Raw genomic sequence first — 25,597 nt, forward strand, 5'->3', positions numbered from 1 at the left:
CGCGGACATCCAAATTCGATCTGTAGCTCTCATGGTCAGTCCCAATTGTCTTGTCGGTCCACGGTCCGTGATATACAAAGCTGCACCGGCGAAACCCAAAGAATCTCACCAGAGTAGATTGAAAATCCGCCCAGCTTCCCTCTCCAACGACTTCAACCCCCGCTTCTCGAGGCTCTCGATGACCATGCGCTTGAAGTTCATCTCCGCCGCCACCTGCGACAACGTCCGAGGCTTCGCCCCGTCAATCCCGTATCGCCGGATCAACACCGACGCCTCCCGTACGTCGATGGCAGCCATGCACCGCAAGATCCCGTCGAGCTGATCCGGTGTCCCGTACTGCGCTTCCGACAGAATCTCTTTCACCGTCCGAGTCCGCGCCGCAGACACCGCCGTCGGCATCATCTTCGACTGCGGAATCACAATCGGCCCGATCGGCTGCTCACTGAACACCGGCTTCGGAGTGATCGGAGCCGACTGGTCCAGCCAACTCGCCAACACAGCACCCGCATCAGCGAGATCGACGTCCACGACCTCCTCTGCCACACCCGTCAACTCATCGAGAAACGCCTCATGCGCACCCAACGAAGGATCCTCGTTCGTCCCTGCCACATACATGATCACGAACGCCGCCGGCCGGCCATCAGGTTTCAGACGCAAAATCCGACCCATCCGCTGAATCATCTGCCGCTTCGACGAACTACTCGCGATGATCACCCCGACGTCCACCGCCGGCACGTCGATGCCCTCGTCGAGTACCCGCGGCGCCACCAAACTCCTCAACTCACCACTACGGAACTGCTTCAGAATCCGCGTACGTCCCACGCGATCAAGCTGACTCGAATACTGATGCGCCGCAATACCAGCCGCCTTGAGCACTTCCGCACCCGTCGCTGCAGACTCCTTCGTCTCCGAAAACACGATCGACCGCTCAGACTTCGCCAACCCCGGTGTGATCGCCTCGAGCGCCTGCAACTTGCCCTCACAGTCGGCCAACAGTGCGCGCCGCTTGCTGAACGCCGACAGGTACCTACTCGCCACCTTGCTCGCCGGTAGATACCTTTCCTTACTGAGGTCAACCGCATTCTTCATGAACTCACCGAACGGCTCAGCAGCACAGCCATAGTCGTAGATCAGGGTGTTGCGGAGCGACTTCGCCTTCTCGTGCAGATCCGCAAACTTCGCAGCCTCCTCCGCCGAGAACGGCACCGCCACCGTCATGACCCGAACCGGCGCCAGGATCCCGTCGCGTCTCCCCCGCGCCGCATCGCAACCCTTCACCAGGTTCTCGAAATACGGCATCAGATGCGTGTCGACACCGTCATCCTGACGCTCCAATGTCGCCGTCAACCCGAGCCGTTCCTCGAACCGGTTGACCAGTACCTTCGCGAAAGAACCCGCCCCGTAACGATGTACTTCATCCGCAACGAGCAACGCGCCGGTCCGCGGCATCGGCGCACCCGGCCGGATAGCCGATTGAATCGTCGTGATTAGCACGTCGTACTGCCGGAAAGTATCGTTGTGCCCGTTTCCCCGACGCCCGATCCGCACACTCGGCAACGCCTTCACCATCGCCGTGTACCACTGCTCGAGTAGATCGATACTCGGTACCACCACCAGGACCTGACGGCCACGGCTGACCGAATCCAGCGTCGCCGCCAACCCGACATGCGTCTTCCCGGTCCCCGTGACCGCCTCCACAATCGCGCGATAGCCGGACGCCACCCACTTCTCGAACGCTTCCTTCTGCCAGTCCCGCAACCCCTCGGACCGGTTCACTACCTGCGTCATAGCGTCAACCCCTGTGGCCGAACCCATTCCTCGACACCCTCACGTTTACGTGTGACCAACTTCTTCAACAACACCAGATCCGACAACAACAGATCCGCCTTCGTCCGCGACAACCCTGTCACCCGCTGGCAACGCTCCAACGTCAGCGGCGCATTCGGCCTCGCCGCTGCGACCGCGATCTCACGCGCACCCGCCCACGACGCCACCGGCAGAGCATCCAATTCGGCTTGCAAAGAACGGCTTCCGGACACCACGACGGGATCGCTTGCGACATCGGACGAACGTTGCCGCCGTGGCATCGCATCCGGGGTCGGAGGAGGCGGTCTCCTCTTCGACGCTTTCAGCGCGTCGTCCCTGGACTTGATCTCCTTCACCGCGCGCTGAACCGCCTCGGGCGTGACCTCGCAATCCTGCACGGTCTGCGCGATCGAGAACTTGTTGCGCCGCAGCGAATACCGAATGGCCGCAATGAGATCCTCGAGCGGCATCGTCCGAGTCTGCTTCTGCACAGGATCGGCGTCGTCGATGTCCTCGAACTCGGCCTCGGAGTCTTCGTGGTCACCGGCCTCGTCCGGATCCTCGGATTCATCGACCGTCTCGATGACCTCCGGCAAGGGCGCGAGATCGACGTCGACGGTGCGTGACGGCGCCGGTGCTTCGTCGGTGACGAGTTCGACTGCTTCCTCGTCGGCTTCGGCGTCGTCGGGGTCACGTTCCAGCGCGATCGGCATCCAGGTGGAGCTGCCCGATCCCTCGATGACTACGGCAACCTCGTCGGGGAGGATGCCGACCGAGTCGAGGAGTTCGGTGATGGTGTCGAGGGCTCTTTCGCGGTCGAGGACGAAGTCCGACGCCCGAATCCGCTGGAACAGCCAGCCGCAGCGTCGCAGTTCGAACTCGCGTTCCATACGGTTCAACAACTCGTCGCCGTCGACTGCAGTGTCGTCGTCGCATTCGATCGCCACTCGCACAGCCGCGCCCGTGACCACTAGATCGATGGTCATCTCGTTGACGTCGACCCGCGGGTTGACGTGATAGCCGCGCTCCCGCAGCGCCAGAAACACCTGCTGCTCGAACAGTGATCCGAAGTCAGGATGCGGGTTGTTCGGTGACACTGCGTCGGGCATGGCAGGAACGGGAACTGTCGGCGCGGCCTCGACGTAGGACAGCAGTGACCGTCGTAGATCGGTGGCCGCCAGACTGTCGGCTGTCACGGAGTGGAACAGCCACAACTGATCTCGCGCACGCGTGGCGGCGACGTTGAAGCGGCGTTTGAACATGTCGTTCGTCAAAGCCTTCGACGACGAGCCGGGTGCGATGACCATCGACAGGAACATCACGTCACGCTCATCGCCCTGGAAGTCCGGCGGCGTGCCGACACGGATGCGCCGTTCATCGATTTGTTCGGACGGGACCCGCTCGAAGATCAACGACCTGATCAGGTCCGCCTGCGCTGCGCCCTGCAGGACAACGACACCGAAAGTTTTGTCCTCGTAATCGGGCTCAGCAAGGCAGAGGGCGAGCTGGTCGACGAGTGCGTTTGCTTCGGCAGCATTGGACAACCGCGTACTCGAGCCGGACGTGAGTGCATCCTCGACGAACGTACTGCGCAGCGGTGCAAGCCGATCCGCTCCGAACTGACGCACCGGCACCAACGGCTGATCGCCGTAGAACTGAGTCGAGGACCATTGAATGATCTCCGGCATGGATCGGTAGTGCTCACGCAACCTCACCGCGTCACCGAACCGGGTGCGCAGCATCGAAAACAAGCTCGACCGCGGCGTCAGCGTCAGGCGTGTGCTGACCGGAACCTCAGGAAGGTAGTGATCGAGACGATTCATGACGGACTCGACGGTGTAATTCTGAATCGAGGCCGGCGCGCACTGCTTGTCGTCACCGACCACGATAACCCGCGGCGCCAACCACATCAGGAACATGCTGGTGATCTCGGCCTGACTGGCCTCGTCGACGATGACGACGTCGAAAGCGTTCTGCTGCGGCGGAATCGACGACAACACCTGCGCAATCGGCATGACCCACGCCGGCACGACCGTCTGCGCATCCTGCATCGCCGCACGGGCCGCGACACGGTAGCGCTGCGCGAGACTGCTGGTGCCGAGACCGGCGTTGGACATGTTCTCCTGGTATGCGCGCAGCGCGGTGACCTCGCGACTGGTCATGCGCTGCAAGCATTCTTGCCATGCCTGCTCCGCCGCGAGTTGCGCAGTCAAGGACGATATCTCCTCGTCAAGGGCGTCGAGTTCCGCGTCGAGGTTGTCGTTCTGGTCGGGCTGCTGCATGGCCACGATCGACTGCATGGTCCAGCGCCACGCCCAAGCACGAGTGAACGTGCCGGCGTGCGCTACCCAATCGGTGCCCTCGGACAGGCTGCGGGCGAGGGTGGGCGCGTGTTCGGCCAAGGCGTCGAGCGCGGTGGTATCGGTGCTGCCCGGCTGAACGTACGAGGCGAGCCGTTCGTAGCTCTCGACATCGCCGGTTCTGACTGCGTCCGCGAGCCCATCGGGCAGCGTCGGATCGGACGATAATCGCTCGGCCACTCGCTTGAGCTCGTCACGCGCGGTGGACGCGTCGGAGCGGTCGGTGAGGGCGGAGACCTCGTCTGCCAGTGCCACGGCCTCGGCAAGCGTCGTCACCGACGGCACCGATGGAACGACTGCACCCAGGGCGCCGACGAGTTGGTCGCGAGCAGTCGCGATGCTGCCCGTCGCCAGCACCTGGTTCCACACGAGGTGGAGGGTGTTGACCTGCTGCTCCCGACTGTCGGAGGGGTCGATCGGCAGTTCGATTCCGATACCGCGCAACAGGTGTGCGGCATCGTCGACGGCGACGAGGGCGCGGATGTGGTTGGTGACGAGCCGCAGTTCGGTGGCCTGCGTCGCGGCTGTACCGTCGACGGTGGCGTGTGCATCGAGCTTGTCGACGACGACGCCGTGTTCGTGGGGCGTGCGGAGCCAGCGCATCGTATCGAACGGGCCGCTCTCGTACAGCTTGGCGAGGGCATCGAACGCGTTGAGTGCCTGCCTCGTGGAAACCTGCGTCGTCACCTGATGTGAGCCGACTGCGGTATCGGCGCTCACGGCGACCGACAGCATCGCCGTGACCGTCTGAGCACGCGACCATAACGTACCGAGCGCACCGGACAGGATCCCGTCGGCCAGAGCCGCATAGGCCGGACCGAAGGAGTCGATGGCCCGTGCGCGATCGGTCAGGGCCTGGGCAGACGGCAGGATGTACCGCAGTTGAACCGGATCGATGTCATCGAAAATCGAGTCGGACACGCTCCCCGAGGCTCGGGCACACAAGCTGCGGACCTCTTCGGCCGTCGGGAGGCTGACCCCGTCGGACTGCTCGGTGAACAGCGAAGCGAAGGCTGCGTCGTCGAACGGCGCGGTCTCGGTGTGGAGCGGGCCTGGTATCCACCCGAGCTCGCTCCCCTGCGCGTTGAGCTTGGTGACGATCGAGGCAAGAGTTCCCGAATACTTCGGTGAGAAGGTGTGAATCTCTGCTTCGGAGGACCGCGCAAGGCCGATCTGCTTAGTGAGTTTGTAGCGGCGCTCTTTGGTGCCCATCCGCTTGGCGGCGAGGGAACGGATCTTTCGCGCGGACTCGGTCACGTCGAACGCAGCTTTACGAGCGGCGATGGTCGAGACGCTCTCGTCGAGTTCGGCTGATCCCCCGCGTGCCATGTCGGTGACGGAGACGCACAGATCCTGCAGTTCGGCAGGAAGCTTGTCCTTGAGGACGCGCAGCGCCTGAGCTTTCTCGCTGGTGACGAGGATGCGCTGACCCTGAGCCATCAACGCGGACATCAGATTTGCGATCGTGTGGGTCTTGCCGGTGCCGGGAGGGCCTTCAACGACGACGCCGGTGTCGTTCATGACGCGGTTGTAGATACCGGCCTGGGCGCGGTTGGCCGGCAGCGGGAAGAGCGGCTCGGCGCTGGGGGTGTCACTGACGTGAGAGTCGAGCCAGTCGCGACGGGTGTTGTCGTCGTAAGTCTCCACGAGCTGCGAAAGCCCGACCGGAACGGGTGCTCCGTCATCGAGCGCAGCGAGCATTGCTTCGTAGTACGACGCGAGGGCATAGGCGCCACGTTTGCGGAGAACCAGTGCCGGTGACATCCGCAGAGTGTCCGCGGTGGAATCGACGGGCTTGTCGTGATCAGCGATGACGGTCAGCGGCTGCGCCAGGGCCGACGTGGCCCACTGGCCGAGCAACCGAGGAATATCCGCGGACAGCGACGAGGACACCAGTTCGGACAAGCTGCGGTGCAGCACCTTCGAGCCGGCGCGGTCGAAACCCTGCAAGTCGAGCAGGACTTGGACGTCTTCCAGCCGCGGGGAGCTGGCGGGCGCAACGGTGACGAGCAAGTCGCCGGTGGAGTCCTCGCGACTGATACTGGCCTGCTGAGTGATCAGATGCGTCGAGATCCGCTGTTCCCCGACAGTGGCGTCGAGATACCCAGAGGCGATGACAAGTTCGAGCGACTCGGGCTGAGTGCCGAGGTCGTGGAGCATGAGGTCGACCGAACGGAAGAGTTCGGCGAAGGGTCGGCGCTCGCGGTCATCCAGAGACCACGTGGTCCATTCTTGGAGCCACTCATGGGCCTCGGTTGGTGCGTCGGCTCTGACGGTCGGCGGCGTGGTGGTGTCGTCGACCCACTGCTCGAGCTCCGCAGGGAGACCGGGAGGCTGCTCGATGCTGGTGCGCGGAATACGAACTGCCACGTCACCGGGCGCGACGTCGGTATTGACGTCGAGAGGTCGGGCATCGTCGAACAACCACTCGACCCGCGCATCAACGCCGTACCGTCGAATCGGCTTCGACTGAGCACCCACAGTCTCGCGAAGAAACTCGAGCAGACGACGAACCCGCCCCCGGAGCTCGTGGTCATCAGTAACCGACATCGGATCCTCACATTTCGGCCAAACTTGAACAGGACCCAACATATAGGGGGTGGGTGACAGACTCCGGACGACCCACGCCGCCTCAGATAGTTCCCCGAGGGCCGAAACCGCCTCTATCAGCGGGTTTCTGCTCGGTGCCCGCGAGATCCATTCCAAAGCGCCACGAGCCGAGCGCTGATATTCATTCACCTGAATGAATATCAGCAGACGACGAAGCACTAACCCCGAGCGCGCTGCGCGGGTTTTTCTCACGTTGCACCCGATCTGACATCGCTGTTCGTCGAAGCCCCCACACACGACGACCGTCAGCAAACGCACGCGCAACCCGAACAGCGGCATCGAAACAATCGCAGTCTCGGGCATAGTGGACCGCTAGGCGAGCACGCCGAATCCATCGCCGCAAAGGAGCACTGGACGAATGAGGGTTGTCTTTCTGCATGGTCTCGGAGACGGGGATCCCGAACAAGGTTGGCTGGACGGCCTCAACAGCGGACTGACCAAGGCTGGTTATCCCTCGATCCATCCGGACAGCGTCATCGCGCCTCGATATCGCTCACTACTCGAGACCGCCGGAATTTCGGCGAAGGTTCCTCCGGTTACGTACAAGCCAAAGGATGACTCTGCTGCCCGTCTGACATTCGAGCGTCGCCAAGCCGCAGTTCAAAGGTTTCTAGGATACGAGGCAGGGGTTGGGACATTCGGGTTTGCCCGAGTCCCCGACGCGCCCGTCGCGTTCGTCCAGAAAGCCGCCATCAATTCTTTGCCTCTAATGAATCTGCCGCATGTCAAGCGGTATATGCAAGACGAGGGTCTGCGCGGAGCAATACTTAAATGTGTTCTGGATCATCTGCCTGCTAAAGGCGACATAATCCTCGTCGGACACAGTCTCGGCAGTGTCGTGGCGATCGATCTGCTGGACAACCTGCACCCCGGCTTGCACGTCCGACGGTTTGTGACCATCGGAAGCCCGGCCAGTGCGAAAGCACTCCATGCCGGTAGCGACCGTCTTTTGAAACGCTTTCCGTATGGGCGGGTGGACGATTGGTCGAACTTTCTCGACACGGGTGACAAAGTGACCGCCGGTCGCGGGTTGGCGTCCACTTTTCAAGGCGCACAGGACTTTACCGTCGATATCCAAGGTAGCCACGATTCGAAGAAATATCTGGGTCACACCTCGATCGCGAAACTCGTTGCACACACTCTGTATCCGACTACCTCCGTTGCGTTGCGCGGCGGGGACCTCACTGTGCGCTTGACCGACAACGAAGCCACGATTCTGCTGACCCTTCACTTCGCGCACGCCGTTCAGCGTCACATCAAGGACAAGGACGCAGCGGTACGATACTCGAGCGCATTGACCGCCCAGCAAGACGAAGTAATAGCCCAGGTCGAGAAGGGTGCAGCTACGCGCGGCACCGGCATTGCACAGGAGCTCGTCGAACTAGCCGGTGGTGCTCTCCCTCGACTTCCCCATCGGTGGGGAATGCATGAGGCGGTCGGTGAACTCGTCGTTCTCGCACTCACCAATCTCGTCGAACCCTACGAGATCGATGTTGAGCGCGCACCTGGGGAGGCGTTGCCGGACATGGCCGTCGAGCTAGGTTTCCAGCGGTCGACCGGCACGAAGATCGGCAATGCGATCGAAGAGGTGCAAACCCACATCGGCCGCAAGGGCGGCGTGCCATGGGGTCGTGTGCTCACTGCGGCGGTCGGCGTCGCAATCATCGCTGCGGGACCTGTCGGACTTGCATTAGCCGCGCCAGTGGGAGTATTCGGCGCGGCAGCGCTGACCGGAGGGCTCGCAGCACTCGGGCCAGGCGGGATGGTCGGAGGACTCGCGATGCTCGGCGGACTGGCAGGTACCGGTGCGGCCGTGACTACATCCGCTGCGACAGTGAGGGGAGGGCCGGTCGAGCCGGTCGCCGACTCGAACGCGTTGATACTCAGAGTGGCTGCGGAATACGCCCGGAAGACGCTCGATCTACCCTACAACGAAGGCCTCTGGTACGACCTCACCGAGCTGGAATCACAGCTTTCGGCACGGATCAACCGGCTTGCTGTCTACAGCGATCCAGAGTCGACCAAACTGGAGACCCTCAGAATCGGCATGCGCACGGTGAGTCGCCTGATGGACTTCATGCTTGCGAAGAATCTCGGTCCTGCAGAGTTCGCCTCGGCAGAGGCAGAAACAGATCGTGTCATAGCAAAAGAGTTACGAATGTTGGAGGAGAACGCTCGAAAAGCAGCATGGCACAACGGCGAATAGGTCTCGGCTGCCCGGTCACACTGAAACAGCAGGGAGTACGACGAGCGATCCGTCGTTCTTCCGTGCGATTTCGATCGCAACGTCGCTATGATGCTCGCTATTGGCGATGTCGTCACCGAGCGCGCGCACCCGGCGAGACGTTCGAAGAATGGTGTCGACTTCGCCCGATTTGAAGACAAAGTCTCGCACACCGTGCGAGCGGTCGATCTCCAGTTGCGACAATCGGAGGAGCACATCGCTCAGGCGATCTTGCAGAGAGTCCACCCGCCTACTGTTGCGTTTCAACGCGCGGCTGAACCGTTCGAACGGGTTCTCGGGGTCCAACTGCGCATGCTCGATCGCTTGGATCACCGCCAGACGCTTGTGGAGTTCGAAGGACAGCTTTGCGAGCTCCAGATGGGCCTGGAACTCGCCCTTGTCCTCCGCGATGCCGGGAAACGCGTTCTGTAGATGCGGGACTTCGGCTCTCCCCTTTTTGAAAGCCCCAATCGCGGACTCCCATTTCTCGATACGCGCTTCGGCGTTCGCCAAACCAACATTGATCTGGAACGCCGCGGTGTCCAGACCGAGCGAGGCACCGATTCTTCCTTGGTCGAGAAGCACGTTCGCGGCATTTTCTATGCTGGTCGTGCACGCGTTGAGGTTTGAGCGCTCAGTTCTCAGTACGTCGTCTTTGAGTTCCTTGAGCATCTTGTCGGTGCCTCGCCTATCACTTTCGGCAAGAGCATTCAGACCTGCTGCCACCGCCATGAACAAGAGAGGTGCAGCAACGGTCACGGCACCAAGACCGCTGGCCCCAGCCAAGTTTCCGACAACAGGTACGTAGCTCTTGGCTGCTGAGGCACCCTGCAGCAAGCCGACCGCATCTCGCGAGTCAGACTTCGACGTTCCAAGTCCACTGTCGAGTAGAGCCGCTACCTTTGCCGGAACAACGAGCCGGAACAACGCTTCTCCAGCCGAGACAAGCATCGTATCCGGCGTTGTATCAAGTAATTTCGATAGATTCACAGCGAGCGGGCTCGCGCTACCGAGAGGAACTCCGTGGGAGAGGTCGGCCGACTCCGGGAAAGGATGAGCTTCGAGCGTCGCAAGCGGGGCATCGACCAGTGCTGCAAGTACGGTCCGTAACTCCGCCAGTCTGGCGGGCGACATCAGACCTTCGTCTGGTATCGGTGCCGTTCCCCCTTCATGCGTCCCCAACGTCCACACCGGAATCAGATTGTTGCTCTCCGCCACTTCGAACCTTCCTCGTTCAACTGCCGACAACACTAGCTGAGTACGTATAGAGGGGTTGCGGACGCAGTTGGATCATCCCGTTCGCTGCCACAGGGAAGTCGCGATGTGCCTTACTCGAACCTAAACCTTGGAGGCGATACAACGTGCCCACAGAGATAGCGCTGTGGCGCCGGCCAGCAGACCAAGTGGATCGACCCGGTGGTGATGCCTCGCTAATCACGCCTCGCCGGGGACACACCAGGTACACGACCCGTCGAATGAAAGACATCTACGCTCCCGGCGTCATCCAGTCGTCCGATTTCTCGAACAGCAACAAGTCGAGATCCAGGTCTTCAACTATGCATCGAGCTCAAAAGTCTCGGATGCTTCGACTCCGCTAGTGAGGAAGGCTTTCTCGCGGATAGCACTAAGACTATTCCAACCACGACTTACGCCCGAAGTAACCGTCAACATCGTCCCGCTCGTCAATCATGCGGTGGCCGGTAGAGTGCCCTGAGAAACTCTGACTCTCCAGGTTGGGCTGACACAGCTCTCCAGATAGCGATTCTTGCGTCACAGGCTCAGGTCTTTGATCAGCGCGGGTTTCAGTCGCTGGGCTGTTGCCGATAGTTGCGTCTGCGATTCGAGCCACGATTGGGTCGTCGCGGAGTTCTGCCAGGATCGCGGTCGATCGTATCTGGACTTCCTGCGAGGTAAGCCGATATATGCGCGTGATCAGGTCGGCCAGCGCTTCGGGCCCGCGTGCCCACGCGTCGTGAGCGATTGAGAGTTCGGTGAGTCGGCCGTTTGCGTCTGTACGAACGGTGACACCGTCGAGGTGTGTGTTTCCCTGAACTTCGGCCACAGCCTGTTGAAGTCGTCGAACTTTGGCACCAAGTTCTTCGCGGGTCATATCGATTGTCTCCTTGGAAAGACATAAGTCGTTTGGGGCGTGGTCAGTTGCTACCGTCGGGCCATCCCGGGTAGGCCGGCTGCACCGGGGGTGGAGTGTCCCTGGCATAGGCATCGCGAGGGATGACGGCTGGCGCATCCGGATATAGCGATCGCGCCCAAGGGACGCATCGACCGCTTCCCGCAGTGCTGGGATCTCTGTCGGTGAAACCGTCGATTTCCCAACCAACGAATTGATTGCCCGTGGGTGCCTGCCAGTGTCTTTCGTCGGATTCTGGTTTGGCTGTTCGCGAGGGCGCGGCAGCTTCCGATGCCTCTGCGACGGTGCGAAAAAACCGCGAGCGCAACTCTGCCCCTTCGCCATTGGAGATCCGCGATGGGGAATACTTTCCGTCAGCGAGTTCGTCGAGACCAACGGAGAGCAAGCACGAAATCACATCGAAGCCCGTGTCGGTCGGAATGATGCGCTGAATATGACCGTGAATTGTCCCGACGAACGGACCCTGTTCGGTGTCATCATCGAACCCCCCGAGCAACCGACCGCCGCCCGGAATTTTCGAACTCGCCGCAAAGCCCAAATAAGTGTAATCGAGGCCAACCATCAACCCAATAGCGAATGACTCCAAAGCCGCACGAGTCAAAGTACCCTCATCGGAGTAAAGATTTATACCTGGTTCTGCGGACCAGACCATCGTGGCATCCCTGATTCGATCGGGGACCACATAGACAGCATTGGCGGGTGAACGCGACGTCGACGACGACTCTTGGAGGGAACTGTCCTCGGCAGGAGACCCGCACGCTGTCACCGCAATCAGTATCGTCAGCAGGACTGCTACTACCATCCGCCTGCGTCGACTTCGCTGTATCATCCGTAAATCTCCAAGGGCCACTGGTTGTTCAAACCACGAGATGCTTCACCACTTGCCAGCCAGGTCAAAATCTCTCCACTCGTCGGATTGTTTCCCATGGGTCGGATCGCAGCGCCCAAGAGTTCCCGCTGCCCATCACCTGTCGCACCACGCGCGTACTCGTCAAGGTTGGATATACCAGCATTCTGAATTAGACCCGTGACGGCTTCGTAGGACGTGAAGCTCAAAGTAGTGCTGTCCTCGTTGACGAGTTTCCTGGCGGCGTCAGAGTATGGAAGCAACGCCGCACCGTCATCACTCTTGTACACGTCAGGGACGTCGTTGATATCGATAGATCCATTGCTGACGAGAGCTTCGAGGACATTGTGCCTTCTGAAACCGGCACTCCCCCAGTCGCTTGCCACATACTGACCGATTCCGCTGTCGAAACCGAATGCCGAGGTTTCCAAGGTGATCTCGCGAGAGACCGGCGCATCGAGGTCGTCCACAGATAACACGTATGGCTTCAGGAACTCGGAACCAGCTGCGACGGCAATCCCTCCCGGACCCATTCCACCGGCAACGATTTGCCCCGCGGTCCACGCCGCGGTGAACTTCGAGTTCCGTGCTTCGGCTGCTTCCTGCTTGTCGAGACCCTCTTGCACGCGTTGGTCCATTTCGGTACTGAGACCGTGATCGACGAGCCACTGCAACCGATATGCCTGATCTCCGAGATCGCTGTATCCGGTTGTCGCAAATAGTCGATCCATCCGTTGGCTCTCGGCCAGCGCAGTACCGTTGATGATCTGACTGGACTGATCATCGGTGTCGAGGATGCTGAAAATACGAAGAGGCTCGACGGGTCCGCCGATGTAATCCTTGCTGCCACCGAACTCACCGAATCCGTTGGTTTGGGTGACATCGCTGGTCATACCGGTCATGTCACCGACGAAGGGGGCAAGGGCTTCGGCGACCTGCCCTGCAGTCCCCTCCCCGATCTTTCCCTCACCGGATAGAAGTGTCGTGAAATTGTTTGTTCCATCAGATGATTCGGTACTGGCCATGATCTCTGCCAAGCCTCGGGCGGCGGACCCTGCGCGCACCGAGTTCTCGTATTCCGGCGTCCCTTCGGGCGCGGTCGAGTGTGCATCGCGCGGAATCCAATCGGTGAGAGATGCCATGGCCGTTCCGTCGTCGCGTTGAAGCAACGGCATCACTGCAGTATCAGCGTGGTAGTCAGATCCGAGGATGTCTGGTCCTCCTTCGCCGGTGAGAATCGCGCGCACGCCGTCCGTATTACGGGAACCAAGCTCGATCGCCTTCTCGAGGGTTTCCGCATGACCAGGATTGTCCACGGGCTCGTTGCTGAAGGGCAGGGCTCCGCCATGGGCATCGATCGACGCCGCGTGCATGCCCTGTCGAATCAGTTCGGTCGACATCTTCGTCCCGGGCTCATTGCCCGCTTCAGCTAACGCCAAAGCGTCGAACAATTTCGTCTGGCCCTCGACGAAGTTCTTCTGGTCGTCCACGATCGGACCGTCACCGGGATACGTCATCGCATTGCTGTCCAGTCCGTCGATACCGCGACTTGGACGAGTCGAAATGAGGTCGCGCATGTCCTGCGGCAAGTTTTCGTAACTACCTGCACCCGTCAGATTGCCGTCGGCATCGCGGCCGGTGCCGACCTTCTCGTTGGACAACACCAGGACGCCATTGGCCAGCGAGGCCGCCGCTTGTTGGCCCGCCGGGCCTTGCGATTGCAGCTGCTGGCTTGCAGCCGTGAAGCCGTCGACGCCGGCGGTGTTGTAGAACTCTTTCAAATATTGCTGGGTGCTCGCCGGGATCGTCGCCGCATCACCGTTAAGGTATGCCTGAAGCTGCGCAGGCTCCACACCTGTGGCCCGCAGGTCTTCGGTGAGTTCCGCGAGGACGTCCGCGGTTATCGGCTCACCGTCGTCCACGGCGTTTCGAATCTGGGTGCCGATCTCCTTGCCGTCTTCACCCGACAGCACCACCGAACCTAGGCTGTCCCCGCCGGGACCACCGTGTTGTTCGAGGTCGGCCAGACCGCCGTCCACCGCCGATTTCAATGCCGTCAGAGCAGATCCGCAGTAAGCCAAATTCTCCTTCAGGCTGACCTGGAAGTCTGCTGCTTGCCGGTCGAGTCGGCCCTGCAGCACCAGGCGGAGGACGTCACCGTCTGTACCGGGCACGGTTGGGCTGGAGACCGTTCCATCAGGTCCAACAGACATGCCGTGGCGATCGACGGCGGCGTCCCGGGTGTTGACTATCACCGAACGGGACGCGTCGATCGTCTGTCCCTGGCTGATCAGAGCGTCCCCGACGATGTCCGTGGCGCGTTTCGACGCCGACGCAGTGAGAACTTCCGACACCGCACGCATCGACGCGGCCGCGCTGGCATCCCCTCGCCAAGTACTCGCACTCTTGTCGACTGCGAGGTCCACTTCCGCCAGGCAATCCGTGAGAGCGATCCCCGCCGACTTCATCGCCTCTCCTGCCGTGACCAACGTCAGCGGTTTCCACGATTCGACCTGAGGGATCGTCGGCATCGTCACTGTCCGAGTCCTTCGGTCAACGAGCCGAGCTGTCTACTGAACGCTTCCTCGACCGCTTCGTAAGTGGCCGCGGACGAGGTCGCCCCATCAGCCAGAGCCTGCACAGCGCTGCGGTGTTTGGCCACAGTGGTCTCCAACGTCGTCACTATCCGCACCAGAAGATCGCCGATACCCGCATCGGGCATCACCACCGCTCCAACGCTTACCTTGGCAGGCCCCGCGATGTCCGCGACCGTGTTCGCCTTGGCACTCAGCTGTGCCCCCAGCGACCTGATCTCATCGAGATCCGCTCCCAGCAATTCCCCCAACAGATTCTCTCCCCCAAGAGTTACTTCACAGTGTGGCCGCCACATTCGCCAGAGTTCGACGAAAGCGCCCCGGCGATGGGCTTTGCCAAGGCAGTAGTCTGCCACAATTACGAGCCGGTGAGCAGTCTTCAGTTCCCTCCTCCGAGGTGCCACTTATCGTTGGTGCACCTCGACGAGCAATCGAGTCGAATGCGCGCATCTTCCGACAGTCGGGCTGCTTCTCGGGAACAGCTCGGTGTTCATCCCCTTGATCCAAGACTTCGTAGAGGGACGAATCCCCGCACAGCCGGTCCGCGATTTGTTGCGGGCTCCACGCGCTCGTCTAACGGCGGTCCGCTTGCGTGGCTTGTTGCGGTCTTTCCACGAGGCCGATTGCCCACACGATTGCCGTTCTCGTCGCGGAGCAAACCCGCCAACTTCCCCTGCATGTCTTCCCGAAAGTGTTCGTACTGCACTAGTTTCGTAACATTTTGTCGGCTCGATCCGAGATCGTCCCCATGGCGGAGGACAAACAGAGGTCGGACAAATTATCGTCAGCGAGGCCGTCCGCGACATCGGCAAGGCCGACGACATCACGCTCGGCCCACCGTGCGACATCGAACTCGTGGGACTCAAGGGCAGGTATCAGCTATTCCTGGTCGACCTACTCGTTCACGATGAAGGCGGACAGTTAAATTGACGACCATCGGCCGCGCATGCGGCCGATGGCGCTTTGCTGTAGTTTCACCTCTCATGGGCGACGGGGGAACCCTGGACGGGGTGTTGTCAGCAGATCCGGAACAAATTGCCGCGGTGGGGGCCGCGGCGCAACAACTCGAGCAAACTTTGCGCAACGCGCTCGACGCCGTCGGCCGCGACGTCGATGCGGTCCGGTGGGACGGTCAAGCGGCACTCGCTTTCCGCGACACGTGGAAGCTGTGCCACGAGGACGGTTTTCGCATCCTCGATGCACTGAACTCACTGTCCGTCTCACTGAGTCAGTCAGCATCCGGTTACGACGTTACCGAGGACTATTCCGCAACAAAAATCGTGGAACATGTATGAGTACGCCGTTCCGCGTCGAACTCGACGACCTCGACGGTCTGATTGCGCGAATCAACGGTTTAGCAGGTTTTATCCGCGACGAACTAGATGAACTGGATCGTCGGGCAGCCGCGCTGATCGGTTCGGGCTGGGAAGGCCCGGCCGCCCTTGCATACGCTGATTCCCACGACCAATGGGCATACGCCGCATCTGCATTCGTCGAACACGTTCATCGCATGGAAGCACTCACGAGAAAGGCTCACAACGGGTACTCATCGGCCACCGATATGAATGCGCACATGCTCAGGACGCAACCGTGAATGTCGATCCGCAGGCATACTACGACACCGCAGCAGTATGCGCTCGAGCATCCGAATCGGTGCGTTCGCGCGTCGAGGCACTGCGCGGTTCACTTAGCAAATGCACGGCTATGGTTGGCGACTACGACAGCGTCAAACAGTGGGGAACAGCGTACGACCAGAGCACGTATGACTTCTTTCACGCAGCTGAGGTGTGGGTCGACGCTTCGAGCAAGCTGGCAGAGGTCACGACTGCCGTTGGGTACAACTGGGTTGTCGCCGAACACACTGCGCACCCGTCACCCGGTCCCGGACCGGGGCCTCCCGCACCACCGCAGACGTCGTCGTACCTGCAGTGCATGGTGCCTCCCCCGTCGTCCCTCGGCCACAACGGGGATGGGCTGGACACCGATGTGCCGGGGCTACTCGAACAGATCGGACTGCCTGTTCCCGACGGGGACAGTGACAAACTCACCATCGCAGCCGATGCGTGGCGGGCGTTTGCCGAACATGCGGACACAACGGCTGCAGCACGGGATATTCGGGGCGCAGTTGACCTCTTCGACGGCTTCGACGCACCCGACGTCGCCGCTGTCACCGCCCACCTCGAAACCCTGAGGCGAAGCGCAGACGAGCTTGTATCGACCGCCTCCGCGTTGGCCTCCCCGGTGGCCGCTCACAACATGGCCGTCACAGACCTCCGCACAGGAATCAAAGCTAGCTCCGACGAACTGGCATGGACGCTCGGTGCCATCGGGGCCGTCACGGCCGTTGCGGCGATCGCGACTGTGCTTCTCACCGGTGGACTCGGAGCGCTCGGTCCTGCCCAGGCCGAGGTGGCAGCGGGCGCTGCGGGGACAACCGCTGCAATCGCGACAGCGGCGAACGCAATTAGAGGCCTACTGATTGCTAGCGCCCTTGCTGCCCTGCTCGGTTCTGCGACAGCCACATTCGCTGCTGTCAACGGCGTGACGACTGTATCGGCCCTCGAAGTCATCACCATGCTCGTCGTGCAACATCTACCCGGAGATGACGCGAATGCAGTGCCGTCTTACACCTCGCCTACACCAGGAAACCCTGAATACGAAGCGCGACGAGAGGGGCTCGCCAAAGATCCGGCGAAAGGGGGACAGTCCAATCCGCAATCAGAACGAGAAGCTGACGTCGGTCTCGAGGCCGAGTCTGCTGGGGTAATTCCCGGACCGATCATCCGCGCACCGCTCAGTGAGGATGGCAAAGACCAGGGAGAATTTGTTGATGCCGCGGGAGAACATTGGGACGTGAAGTCCTCACCCGATATTCAACCCTCGTATCGACCGGATTCCGGCAAACCAATCGAACCTTCTCAATCGGATACAGAATTTGATCGCATGATCAATAAGCAACTGAACAAGGGTACCGGCGTTCTCCTGGACTCGGACGGCATGACCGCGGCCAGGGAAACTCGTCTACGAGACCTAGTCAGCCAGCATCCCGAGTGGGCTGGAAAAGTAAGGTGGTCTTCATGACCGAATTCGGCAAGCTTAGGGCTGACGTCGAACAGTGGCCGACCAATCAGGACGCTGTTGACGCGCTACACCACTTTTTCGACACGATCGACCCAGCAAGTCACTTCATTCCGATTCTTGCCGGTGCAGGACTCGATTTCACGGGCTCAGATCTGTCCGGCCTGGAATTAGCAGGCGCTGAACTCAGTTCGGCACGGTTAGCCAAAGTGCGTATGCGGCGAACGAGCCTGTACCAAGCCTGGATTCGACAGGCTGATCTGCAGTGTGTGGACCTCACAGGCGCAGACCTTCGCAAGGCAATTGTCACTGGATGCAGTGCCCGATGGGCGATCTTGACCGGTGCTCGACTGTCGGACGCAGATTTCACGCGTTCGGATCTCCGAGATTCGGATATTCGCAACACATCGCTGGGCGATGCAGTGCTAGCCGATGTCGACCTGCGGGGCGCAAATCTCCACGAAAGCGACTGGGGCATCTGCCCCCGAAATGCAGTCACCACCAACGCACGACTCGGTAATGCAAACGTCGTCGGGATGCGTGGACAGGTCGACGACCCGATCGATGTTGGCGTCGAACAGCCCAAGATTTTGCGTGGCGAAGAACTGCAGAAGTGGTTTTCTGATCATGGAGCACCTAAAGTCGTTGTCGCCGAATAGCACCCAGGCTTGGGCGGGCCCTCATAATCGAATACAGCAAATCTGAAGTTTGCGTCAGGAGCCGTCCGGGCCGCCAGTACGGCCTGGCACGGATCCAGCGTCGGGACGATCGACGCCGTCGACTCCGGCCGCGGCGGCAAGGTCTTGGACCAATGCGGCGTCTGCTCGGCTAACATCCGCGAAGTCGCGTCGAGCCTTCTTGGAATGCGTGAGCCCGGGCAATCGATGGCGCCGGTATCAGCGTGCAATACCAGGACAGATGTCGCCGCGTTAGGTCGTTCGACGATGGCAAGGATGTGGGAAGCCAGGGCGACACCGCCATCACCTCCCAGAGCGCTACGAAGACGGTGTCGCCCTGCTCCTGCAACGGGATCGCCAAGCCGACGGTGGCTCGGAGGCCGAACAGCGCAGAGGCTTGCGTCTGCGGAGCCGGTCGCGAGCGCCTGCACCGCAGTGACCTCCGGAGCTCGTTTCTTGAGCAGAGTTGCAGCCGACTGGGCCCGGTCCGCCGATTCTCCGACGATGTGCCGTTCTCGGTCGGTAGGCGGAACACCATGTTGCGGACAGATGGACCAAGATGACCGTGTGACCTTGTGGACCATTGCAGCCGGAGTCGAGCTCGCCGCGATCGTGGCGCTCGGCGTTCTCCTCGTCGTGTCCCAGAAAAAGCTTCGTGACACACGGAGCGCGCTCGAGCGCGCCCAGAGCAACTCGCCCCGCCGTCGACGACGTGGGCTCGCCCCGCTTGCTATCAAGACGGCATTCGATACTGCGGATTCCCTGTTCCAGAAAGGGTTCGGCGCGACCGTGCGCAACTCCGTCGAAGACCTTGCGGGGTGGGCCAGAGTCGAACGCCCCGATCTGGCGCGAATGATTGCCGACGGTGACATCGTGGTCGTCTTCTCCGACATCGAAGGATCCACTGCACGCAACGAGGAGTTGGGCGACCGCGGTTGGTTGAAGCTGCTCGAACGACACAACAGGCTTATCACCAAGCAGGCCGAGAACCATGGCGGCCACGTCGTGAAAAATCAGGGCGACGGTTTCATGATCGCCTTCTCCGACCCAGCTGAAGCTGTGCGGTGCGGGCTCGAGGTTCAGCAGGCCTTGCGCGAGAAACCCGACCGATGGAACCGAATCCGGGTGCGCATGGGCATCCACGTGGGTAGTTCGGTGCGCCGAGGTGACGACCTCTTCGGGCTGAACGTCGCCATGGCTGCGCGGGTTGCAGGCCAAGCGGATGGCGGCGAAATCCTCGTCAGCAAATCCGTGCGAGACGCAATCAGCGCGGCAGAGGACATTGCACTCGGCGCACCGCGGGCAGTCGAACTCAAAGGCATCAAGGGTAGTCACCAGTTGTATCCGGTCGAGTTACCTACCGCCGACGCCGTACGGCAGTTGAAATAGTCCGCAAACTAACGAACCGCCTCATTGCCCTGCGCTGCCGACGCCACGAGATTGCTTGCAGACAAAGCAATTCCGGACTTCACGGCGTCCGTCCAGTCCGACGTCGTAGCGACCGCTGCGAAGTTCGAGTGGTAGAGCACCATCAGCGCCTTGTGTAGTTGTTCGGCCGAGACGGTACCGGCCTCGTTCGACAGGTTGATCGCTCCGGTGGCGTCGGACAGAATCTCGGTCGTCACGTCGAGTACCTCGGCGTCTGCTGCGGATGCCAGGTCGCAATTGTTCGTCATATAGCCAACGATCGTCACGGTATCGACGCCCTCGGCCGTCAACCATTCAGCGACGTCGGTGCCCGCGAAGACACTGCTGAACTTCTTCTCGACACGCTTGAACGACGGCTGAATCTGCGCCTCGATGTCCGGATGCAATTCGTACGTCGGGGTCCCCTTGACGAAGGCGGGCGCTCCGGCCGGCATCTCGTGCTGCACGATCGCGACCGGAAGATCATGGGCAGCAGCCACTTCGAGTGCGCTGACGATATTGGCCAGCGACTCCGCCCTTGGCGGGTACTGAATCTGCAGGACGCCGTCGAAGTACTCCTGCTGGACATCGACGACGATGAGGGCTCTGCGTGGTCCAGTCATAGTGTTCGCTCCTGAAATAGTTGTCTCGGTTCGGTTCACATCCTTCGGCAGCGAAGTTGCGCACGCGAGTGGCACGGATGCATACTTTCGATGAATTTGCGCCAATCCTTCTGGAGGCCCGGCATGAAGATCGCGCTGTACGCGTTCGACGACATCACGATGTTTCACCTCGCAGCACCGCTGATGGTGTTCGGCGAAGTCGCACGACTCGGAATCGCGTTCGATTGGGAGACACAGCTGTGGTCCGATCGGGCCGGGTCGATCGGACCACCGAGGGCTATGCGCTGGGCGACCTCGCCGGCCCGAGCAGCGTCGATTGGGCCGATATCGTCATCGTGCCATCGTGGCCGGTGACGCTTCCGCCTATCGGAGATGCTCTGCGGACTCAGCTGCGCGGCGCACACCAGCGAGGAGCTGAGATCGCGGGCTTGTGTCTCGGTTCGTTTGCCGTCGCGGACACCGGATTACTCGAAGGCCGCTCGGCCGTCACGCACTGGATGAAGATGCCTGAGCTACGCGAGCGGAATTCGCAATTGGAACTCGATGAGTCGGTGCTCTACATCGATCATGGCGATGTCATGACCTCTGCAGGCACGGCTTCGTCGATCGATGCCTGCCTGCACATCGTGCGCAAGCATCTGGGGTCGGCGGCCGCGACACGCGTAGCTCGTAGCCTCGTCGTCGCTCCGCATCGGGAAGGCGGCCAGGCCCAGTACATCGAGCGCCCCCTCACCCGTGCCGCCGAGGACACGGCCATCGCCGAGGTTCTCGAATGGGCGCTCGGTCGATTGAACGAACCATTGTCGATCGAGCGGCTCGCCGAACGGGCCCGAATGAGCCGACGGAGTTTCGTTCGGCAATTCCAACTCGCTACCGGAACCACGCCGGCGCGGTGGGTTCTCGAGCAGAGACTCGCCGAATCACGCACTCTTCTCGAAACGACGACCTGGAGTATCGACGAGATATCGGCTGCCAGCGGGTTCGGGAGCGCAGTCACGTTCCGTCAGAATTTCGTAGCCGCGTTCGCGGTGACGCCGACGGCGTATCGAAAGCAGTTCACTCGCGATGGAAAAAATGGGCGACGCGAGTACCTCAGCTGAACACCCAGCCCACTACCGCCGCAACCATGCAGAGGAAGAAGATCACCTCGATGATCCCCTCCGCCGCACCGTTGCTGCCCTTCTTGCTCACTCCCCACGCGCCCGGCGACGATCGGCCTCGGAGAAGCCCTCAGCAGGCGGGGCACCGAAGACCTGTGCCCGCTTACGGTCCTGATAGCTCGCCACCGAGTCGAAGGCCGCAGTGACGCCGACAGTCGTCGACACGTAGGTCATCGACTTGTCGCGTGCAAAGCCCAGATCGGTACCGACGTCAACGGCATCGATGTTGGACCCGAGGAACACGAAGTCCCACTGGTAGTCCTTCTCCTGTTGCGCGATCAATGCGCGCACAGCGGTATTGGACCACTCTTTGCTCGAGTTCTCGTGACCGTCTGTCATCACCACAACGGTGACCGAGCCGGGGCGCTCGTCCTCGGGCACTGCAGCGAGCTCGACACCGACGTCGGTGATGAGCCGGCCAATGGCGTCGTACAGCGCGGTTGAGCCACGTGGCTGCAGCACCAGCGGTGGCACCGTTCGGATCGGCTGCGAACTGTAGACCAGCTCGTACTGCTGATCGAACTGCGCCAGCGTCACGACGGTGTTTCCGTCCTGCTCGCGCTCTTTTCCGATGAACGAATCGAAACCGCCGCGGGTGTCGTCGGCAATGGAATGCATCGAGCCCGAACGGTCGAGCAGAGCAGCAACGAGAGAGAGCTGTGGATTGGTCACATGAGCCTCCTGAAGAAATGCGTCGAAGCGACGCGATGAAGTGATGTCGAAAACGATACCGAGGGGTACCGACAAGAATCGGAACTCAGTTCAGGTGCGGGCGAGCAAATAGGCCGTCACCTCACCCCAGGTCTTGTACGGTTCCTCCCCGTACCGAAGCCATTCGCCTTCGAATTCGCTGGCGCCGTTCTTATCTCGGTCGTCGACCAGAAAGTCCCCACGGTTCAGGTTCTTGTGGTGCGAGAGAATGAGACGCTTGTACGCGACCGATCCATCCTCCATCCCGAGATGCTGCTGGACCCACAGCACCTTGTCGTGCCATGCGCTCGGGTTCTTCCACGGTGCCGTGGACAGGATGTAAGTGTCGAAAATCGCTGCGAGCGTGCGGTATGCGTCGAGCGCGCCCTCGATGGGATCCATCTTCAAGAAGATGTGTGGCACCTCATCGAGGTCGCCCTCGTATTTGACGAGGTCGGCTGGATCGGCCCGGTCGATACCGGACTGGAAGTTCACCAGCGTGTTATCGAGATCGATGTAGAGAATTTTCTTGGCCATGGCAGGCACCTTTCGTCGACGCACCGAACGAGGTACATCGGGAGGGGAGAAAAGGCGGGAACATCACCGCCGGAATGCAGAACGTGAACCCGTTCTGCATTTCAATCATGACACAGGGGTCCGACAACATCCCTGGCAAGTCCCAAGAATGCGGCCACCAGCGATGGGCTCATCAGCATTCACGGGATGACCATCACCGCGGACCTGTCCTGACTGTTTGGTAACGCGGGATCGACCGTCACCGATTGATCTTTTACCGGGCCGGAGCCCTCGATGATCGGAGCACGAATGCTGAAGAAGACTCTCGCCGCATCTGCACTCGCAGTAGGGTTCGCCGCACTCGTCGCGACGCCGGCCTCTGCCGAACGACCCTACGACAACATCTTCACATCAGAGGTGACGGAGCACTACGTCAGCGCGTTCGATCCCGCCGCCTACGGCTCACGCAGCCAGGACCCCCTGATCATCAGCCCGTTCGGGACCAGCCAGCCGATCTGGTGCTTCAGTTTCCACGGACAGGGTTCGTGCTGGCAGACTGATCCGTCGGGCGTCGACCACACCCTGGAGTCGGTCCTGATCCCGACGGGTTCGTCCGCCGGCAGTGTTCGCGGGATCGCCATCTACAACCCATTCTGATCGCATGGAGTAGCAGTGCATTTCAAGGCTGTGGCATTGCGCTCAAAGTCGGTTCACGAGCCGGCCTCTGATGTGGTGGCTTCCGTCATGGGTCGACCAGCCAGGTGACCGAATCCGGTTCTGCAACCGGGCCGAACACTCCACGCGGTACCCGATCGAGTACCGCGTGGAGGTAAATCTGGCATGTCGCGTCCGGGTTCAGCCTCAGTTTTTTCCCGCGCTTGCGGTGCGTGACCGGTGATTGCGGGCAACCGAGACTGCAGGAACTAGGTTGCCGTCTTGTCGGAGCCAACCTCTACAGTGAAGGCATCGGGCCGAGCCACCAGGCCGCCCACATTCCCGGCACCAATTCTGTAAGGACACCTATGACTGAATCAAGGCCTACCGGCGTCGTCGGAAACAACTTCCGGGAACTGCGACTCCACGACATGGACGCCGCTATGCTCACGCTCTCGATCAACTACGAAGTCGGCGATCAACCCCTCGTACAGAATGCGATGGGTCTGGCATCCCAGGCGCATCGTGACCAAACTCGACCTGGACAGAACGGTGCCGCCGAACCGTACATAGCTCACCCGTTACGAAATGCTCTGCGGCTCAGACGATTCAACTGCCGCAATGAAGAGATCCTCGCCGCGACAGCCTTGCACGACACCGTCGAAGACCAACCCGTGCGACTCGTCGAACTCATGGACGGCGACCACAGCACGAATCCGAGAGTTGAAGCCGCGCGACTGCTGACAGCTCATTTCAGTACGACAGTGTCGGACACCGTCTGGGCCGTCACCAACCCACCACGACCGGCCGGGCTCACCAAAGAACAGAAGAACGCGGCCTACCTCGAGCACGTGAAGGCCGTCATCACCGATCCACGGGTCTTCCTGGTGAAAGTCACGGACTTCATCGACAACTCCGGTAGCCTGAGTGCCCTCACCGATCTCGATAAACGAAATCGATTGCGCACCAAGTACGCCCCATTGGTGCCGATCTTCCAAGAAATGGCGCTGAGCCACGGAACCGAGCTAGGGCTGCATACCGAAGGGCTCGAGCGGCTCACCGGTTGGCTCGACAGGCTGGCTGAATCACTGCGGGAGGAATCCCAATCGGGCGAAGGGGGGTTTATCTGACTCTTCGTAGCATTCCCTCCCCCACGAGCCGACAAATAGATCTCGTCGAACTGGGATCATCACCGACGATTCTCATTGTTCGTCCGAAAAAGCCCGCCAACATATGTCGTTACGTCGGGCTTGATCGTCGAGAACCAGCTCGCGGATCGGTTCGGATAGTTTGTTGCGCTGCCAATCTCGTTCACGCCTACCTGCCGCCGGGTCGTGAGGCTGCGCGGTGCGAATTGCCTTGATCGCATACGCCGCCGCCCCCAGATCATGCTCGGCGACGTGGCCGACACAAGCAGCTTGACCAGCCGAGTACGCCGCAAATCGGGCAGCACCACCAAGTGGTCTCGCTGCCCCCATCGCATGCCCTCCAGCTGCACGCGCCTGCATCATCGGTTGCAGACCATCTGCCCACGCCCGAGCGGCCGCGATCGCGTCCCGAGGGCGCGCATCGTCAGGCCGTTCGCGCTCGAAAAGAAACAGAACATGGTCGGCGCATTCCGCCGCCCACAGGGCAAGCAAGCGATGATCCGTCTCCGTCAGCAATCCACCTCGGCAGATGGTAACCATGCGAGTGTCTCGAACCTTGGGCAGAATCATCGCAGCTCCGTCACTGGGTCGCGCCGTCGATCAGCGGAAGGTCAGAGTCTATGTTCTCGGACACTATCGCCTCGGCTTTGCAGGGCAAGTTCGACACGTTCGCCAAGAAAATGATCACGATGCCTCTGCGTTGTCTTCGGGACTACGTGAGTATGGCCCCAATACGTGACCGAATCCAGCTCGGTCACGATCCAGTGAATTGTGAGTAAAGCATCGGAATCGAATCCTGCGACCCCGGCGCACCCCGCGTAAAATCGAGCTGGTGCGCATCGCTCGTTTCCGAGCCGACGCCTGAGCAATCGACCGCCATCGACCATGCCGCACACAACAACCGGCCCTATCGACAAAAGAGGTCGGACATACGAGTACAGCTGAAGGGCTGGACTTGTGAGATCGCCCTGCCGCGGGATCAATGGATCGTGGAGCGCTCGCACCTGTCGGTGCTTCAGCGCTACAGGAGGGATCTCCAATGCCGAGAACGACA

General features: G+C 61.0%; 18 protein-coding genes and 1 pseudogene. 9 read left to right on the forward strand and 10 right to left on the reverse strand.

Annotated elements, in window-relative coordinates; all coding sequences use genetic code 11:
- Positions 1-105: 105 nt before the first annotated feature.
- Both ABIB36_RS16235 and ABIB36_RS16240 read right to left on the reverse strand, forming a co-directional pair.
- Positions 106-1,788 carry a DEAD/DEAH box helicase family protein gene (locus ABIB36_RS16235; RefSeq protein ID WP_354560882.1) on the reverse strand — a complete coding sequence of 561 codons (1,683 nt, stop codon included), beginning with the start codon at positions 1,786-1,788 and terminating at the stop codon, positions 106-108.
- Entirely contained in the window at positions 1,785-6,716 is a 4,932-nt protein-coding gene (locus ABIB36_RS16240; RefSeq protein ID WP_354560879.1) for a PDDEXK-like endonuclease domain-containing protein, read from the reverse strand. The genes ABIB36_RS16235 and ABIB36_RS16240 overlap by 4 nt, the downstream gene beginning before the upstream one ends.
- Before the next feature lie 418 nt (positions 6,717-7,134).
- Between ABIB36_RS16240 and ABIB36_RS16245 the strand changes: the two genes are divergently transcribed.
- Positions 7,135-8,982, forward strand: a complete 1,848-nt coding sequence (locus ABIB36_RS16245; RefSeq protein WP_354560877.1) for a hypothetical protein — start codon at positions 7,135-7,137, stop codon at positions 8,980-8,982.
- Positions 8,983-8,997: 15 nt separating this feature from the next.
- Here the strand turns inward: ABIB36_RS16245 and ABIB36_RS16250 are convergent, their stop codons facing one another.
- The 4 genes from ABIB36_RS16250 to ABIB36_RS16265 all read right to left on the reverse strand — a co-directional run bounded on the left by ABIB36_RS16250 (position 8,998) and on the right by ABIB36_RS16265 (position 14,841).
- Entirely contained in the window at positions 8,998-9,672 is a 675-nt protein-coding gene (locus ABIB36_RS16250) for a hypothetical protein (protein ID WP_354571624.1), read from the reverse strand.
- Positions 9,673-11,153: 1,481 nt separating this feature from the next.
- A complete protein-coding gene (locus ABIB36_RS16255; RefSeq protein WP_354571626.1) occupies positions 11,154-11,951 on the reverse strand; it encodes a hypothetical protein in 798 nt (265 codons plus the stop codon).
- Between the two features lie 23 nt (positions 11,952-11,974).
- Positions 11,975-14,527 (reverse strand): TPR repeat domain-containing protein, encoded by a 2,553-nt coding sequence (locus ABIB36_RS16260; protein WP_502944922.1) that lies wholly within the window; start codon positions 14,525-14,527, stop codon positions 11,975-11,977.
- Between the two features lie 2 nt (positions 14,528-14,529).
- Positions 14,530-14,841: a hypothetical protein gene (locus ABIB36_RS16265; protein WP_354560866.1), complete on the reverse strand. Its 312-nt coding sequence runs from the start codon at positions 14,839-14,841 to the stop codon at positions 14,530-14,532.
- 732 nt (positions 14,842-15,573) lie between these two features.
- Between ABIB36_RS16265 and ABIB36_RS16270 the strand changes: the two genes are divergently transcribed.
- The 5 genes from ABIB36_RS16270 (at position 15,574) to ABIB36_RS16290 (ending at position 19,734) form a co-directional block, all read left to right on the forward strand.
- Positions 15,574-15,885 carry a WXG100 family type VII secretion target gene (locus ABIB36_RS16270; protein WP_354560864.1) on the forward strand — a complete coding sequence of 104 codons (312 nt, stop codon included), beginning with the start codon at positions 15,574-15,576 and terminating at the stop codon, positions 15,883-15,885.
- Positions 15,882-16,184: a WXG100 family type VII secretion target gene (locus ABIB36_RS16275; RefSeq protein ID WP_354560861.1), complete on the forward strand. Its 303-nt coding sequence runs from the start codon at positions 15,882-15,884 to the stop codon at positions 16,182-16,184. The genes ABIB36_RS16270 and ABIB36_RS16275 overlap by 4 nt, the downstream gene beginning before the upstream one ends.
- A complete protein-coding gene (locus ABIB36_RS16280) occupies positions 16,181-17,671 on the forward strand; it encodes a hypothetical protein (protein ID WP_354560859.1) in 1,491 nt (496 codons plus the stop codon). Before ABIB36_RS16275 ends, ABIB36_RS16280 begins: the two co-directional genes overlap by 4 nt.
- Positions 17,668-18,327: a pentapeptide repeat-containing protein gene (locus tag ABIB36_RS16285; protein ID WP_354560857.1), complete on the forward strand. Its 660-nt coding sequence runs from the start codon at positions 17,668-17,670 to the stop codon at positions 18,325-18,327. The genes ABIB36_RS16280 and ABIB36_RS16285 overlap by 4 nt, the downstream gene beginning before the upstream one ends.
- Before the next feature lie 585 nt (positions 18,328-18,912).
- The gene (locus ABIB36_RS16290; RefSeq protein WP_502944915.1) at positions 18,913-19,734 is read left to right on the forward strand and encodes an adenylate/guanylate cyclase domain-containing protein; all 822 of its coding nucleotides are present in this window, start codon (positions 18,913-18,915) and stop codon (positions 19,732-19,734) included.
- An 8-nt stretch (positions 19,735-19,742) separates the two neighbouring features.
- Here ABIB36_RS16290 and ABIB36_RS16295 read toward each other — a convergent pair whose 3' ends face one another.
- Positions 19,743-20,375 (reverse strand): isochorismatase family protein, encoded by a 633-nt coding sequence (locus ABIB36_RS16295; RefSeq protein ID WP_354560852.1) that lies wholly within the window; start codon positions 20,373-20,375, stop codon positions 19,743-19,745.
- Between the two features lie 123 nt (positions 20,376-20,498).
- Between ABIB36_RS16295 and ABIB36_RS16300 the strand changes: the two are divergent.
- A pseudogene (locus ABIB36_RS16300) lies at positions 20,499-21,475 on the forward strand (GlxA family transcriptional regulator).
- Positions 21,476-21,562: 87 nt separating this feature from the next.
- On the opposite strand, the gene ABIB36_RS16305 reads toward ABIB36_RS16300, so the two are convergent.
- Positions 21,563-22,207, reverse strand: coding sequence for a VWA domain-containing protein (locus ABIB36_RS16305; protein ID WP_354560850.1), 645 nt, complete (start codon positions 22,205-22,207; stop codon positions 21,563-21,565).
- Positions 22,208-22,297: 90 nt separating this feature from the next.
- A complete protein-coding gene (locus ABIB36_RS16310; protein WP_354561224.1) occupies positions 22,298-22,771 on the reverse strand; it encodes a 5' nucleotidase, NT5C type in 474 nt (157 codons plus the stop codon).
- 264 nt (positions 22,772-23,035) lie between these two features.
- Between ABIB36_RS16310 and ABIB36_RS16315 the strand changes: the two genes are divergently transcribed.
- Positions 23,036-23,398: an Ntn hydrolase family protein gene (locus ABIB36_RS16315; protein WP_354560848.1), complete on the forward strand. Its 363-nt coding sequence runs from the start codon at positions 23,036-23,038 to the stop codon at positions 23,396-23,398.
- Between the two features lie 365 nt (positions 23,399-23,763).
- The gene (locus ABIB36_RS16320) at positions 23,764-24,525 is read left to right on the forward strand and encodes an HD domain-containing protein (protein WP_354560847.1); all 762 of its coding nucleotides are present in this window, start codon (positions 23,764-23,766) and stop codon (positions 24,523-24,525) included.
- A gap of 72 nt (positions 24,526-24,597) precedes the next feature.
- Here ABIB36_RS16320 and ABIB36_RS16325 read toward each other — a convergent pair whose 3' ends face one another.
- Positions 24,598-25,113: a putative immunity protein gene (locus ABIB36_RS16325; RefSeq protein WP_354560845.1), complete on the reverse strand. Its 516-nt coding sequence runs from the start codon at positions 25,111-25,113 to the stop codon at positions 24,598-24,600.
- Positions 25,114-25,597: the final 484 nt, after the last annotated feature.

Origin of the sequence: Rhodococcus sp. UYP9 (genome assembly GCF_040547235.1) — a bacterium.
Lineage (GTDB): Bacteria > Actinomycetota > Actinomycetes > Mycobacteriales > Mycobacteriaceae > Rhodococcoides.

What these genes read in the sequence shown, in the direction of transcription:
- ABIB36_RS16235 (WP_354560882.1), bottom strand. Translation starts at nt 1,788, where the DNA reads ATGACGCAGGTAGTGAACCGGTCCGAGGGGTTGCGGGACTGGCAGAAG.
- ABIB36_RS16240 (WP_354560879.1), bottom strand. Translation starts at nt 6,716, where the DNA reads ATGTCGGTTACTGATGACCACGAGCTCCGGGGGCGGGTTCGTCGTCTG.
- ABIB36_RS16245 (WP_354560877.1), top strand. Translation starts at nt 7,135, where the DNA reads ATGAGGGTTGTCTTTCTGCATGGTCTCGGAGACGGGGATCCCGAACAA.
- ABIB36_RS16250 (WP_354571624.1), bottom strand. Translation starts at nt 9,672, where the DNA reads ATGCTCAAGGAACTCAAAGACGACGTACTGAGAACTGAGCGCTCAAAC.
- ABIB36_RS16255 (WP_354571626.1), bottom strand. Translation starts at nt 11,951, where the DNA reads ATGGTAGTAGCAGTCCTGCTGACGATACTGATTGCGGTGACAGCGTGC.
- ABIB36_RS16260 (WP_502944922.1), bottom strand. Translation starts at nt 14,527, where the DNA reads ATGCCGACGATCCCTCAGGTCGAATCGTGGAAACCGCTGACGTTGGTC.
- ABIB36_RS16270 (WP_354560864.1), top strand. Translation starts at nt 15,574, where the DNA reads ATGGGCGACGGGGGAACCCTGGACGGGGTGTTGTCAGCAGATCCGGAA.
- ABIB36_RS16275 (WP_354560861.1), top strand. Translation starts at nt 15,882, where the DNA reads ATGAGTACGCCGTTCCGCGTCGAACTCGACGACCTCGACGGTCTGATT.
- ABIB36_RS16285 (WP_354560857.1), top strand. Translation starts at nt 17,668, where the DNA reads ATGACCGAATTCGGCAAGCTTAGGGCTGACGTCGAACAGTGGCCGACC.
- ABIB36_RS16295 (WP_354560852.1), bottom strand. Translation starts at nt 20,375, where the DNA reads ATGACTGGACCACGCAGAGCCCTCATCGTCGTCGATGTCCAGCAGGAG.
- ABIB36_RS16315 (WP_354560848.1), top strand. Translation starts at nt 23,036, where the DNA reads ATGATCGGAGCACGAATGCTGAAGAAGACTCTCGCCGCATCTGCACTC.
- ABIB36_RS16320 (WP_354560847.1), top strand. Translation starts at nt 23,764, where the DNA reads ATGACTGAATCAAGGCCTACCGGCGTCGTCGGAAACAACTTCCGGGAA.
- ABIB36_RS16325 (WP_354560845.1), bottom strand. Translation starts at nt 25,113, where the DNA reads ATGATTCTGCCCAAGGTTCGAGACACTCGCATGGTTACCATCTGCCGA.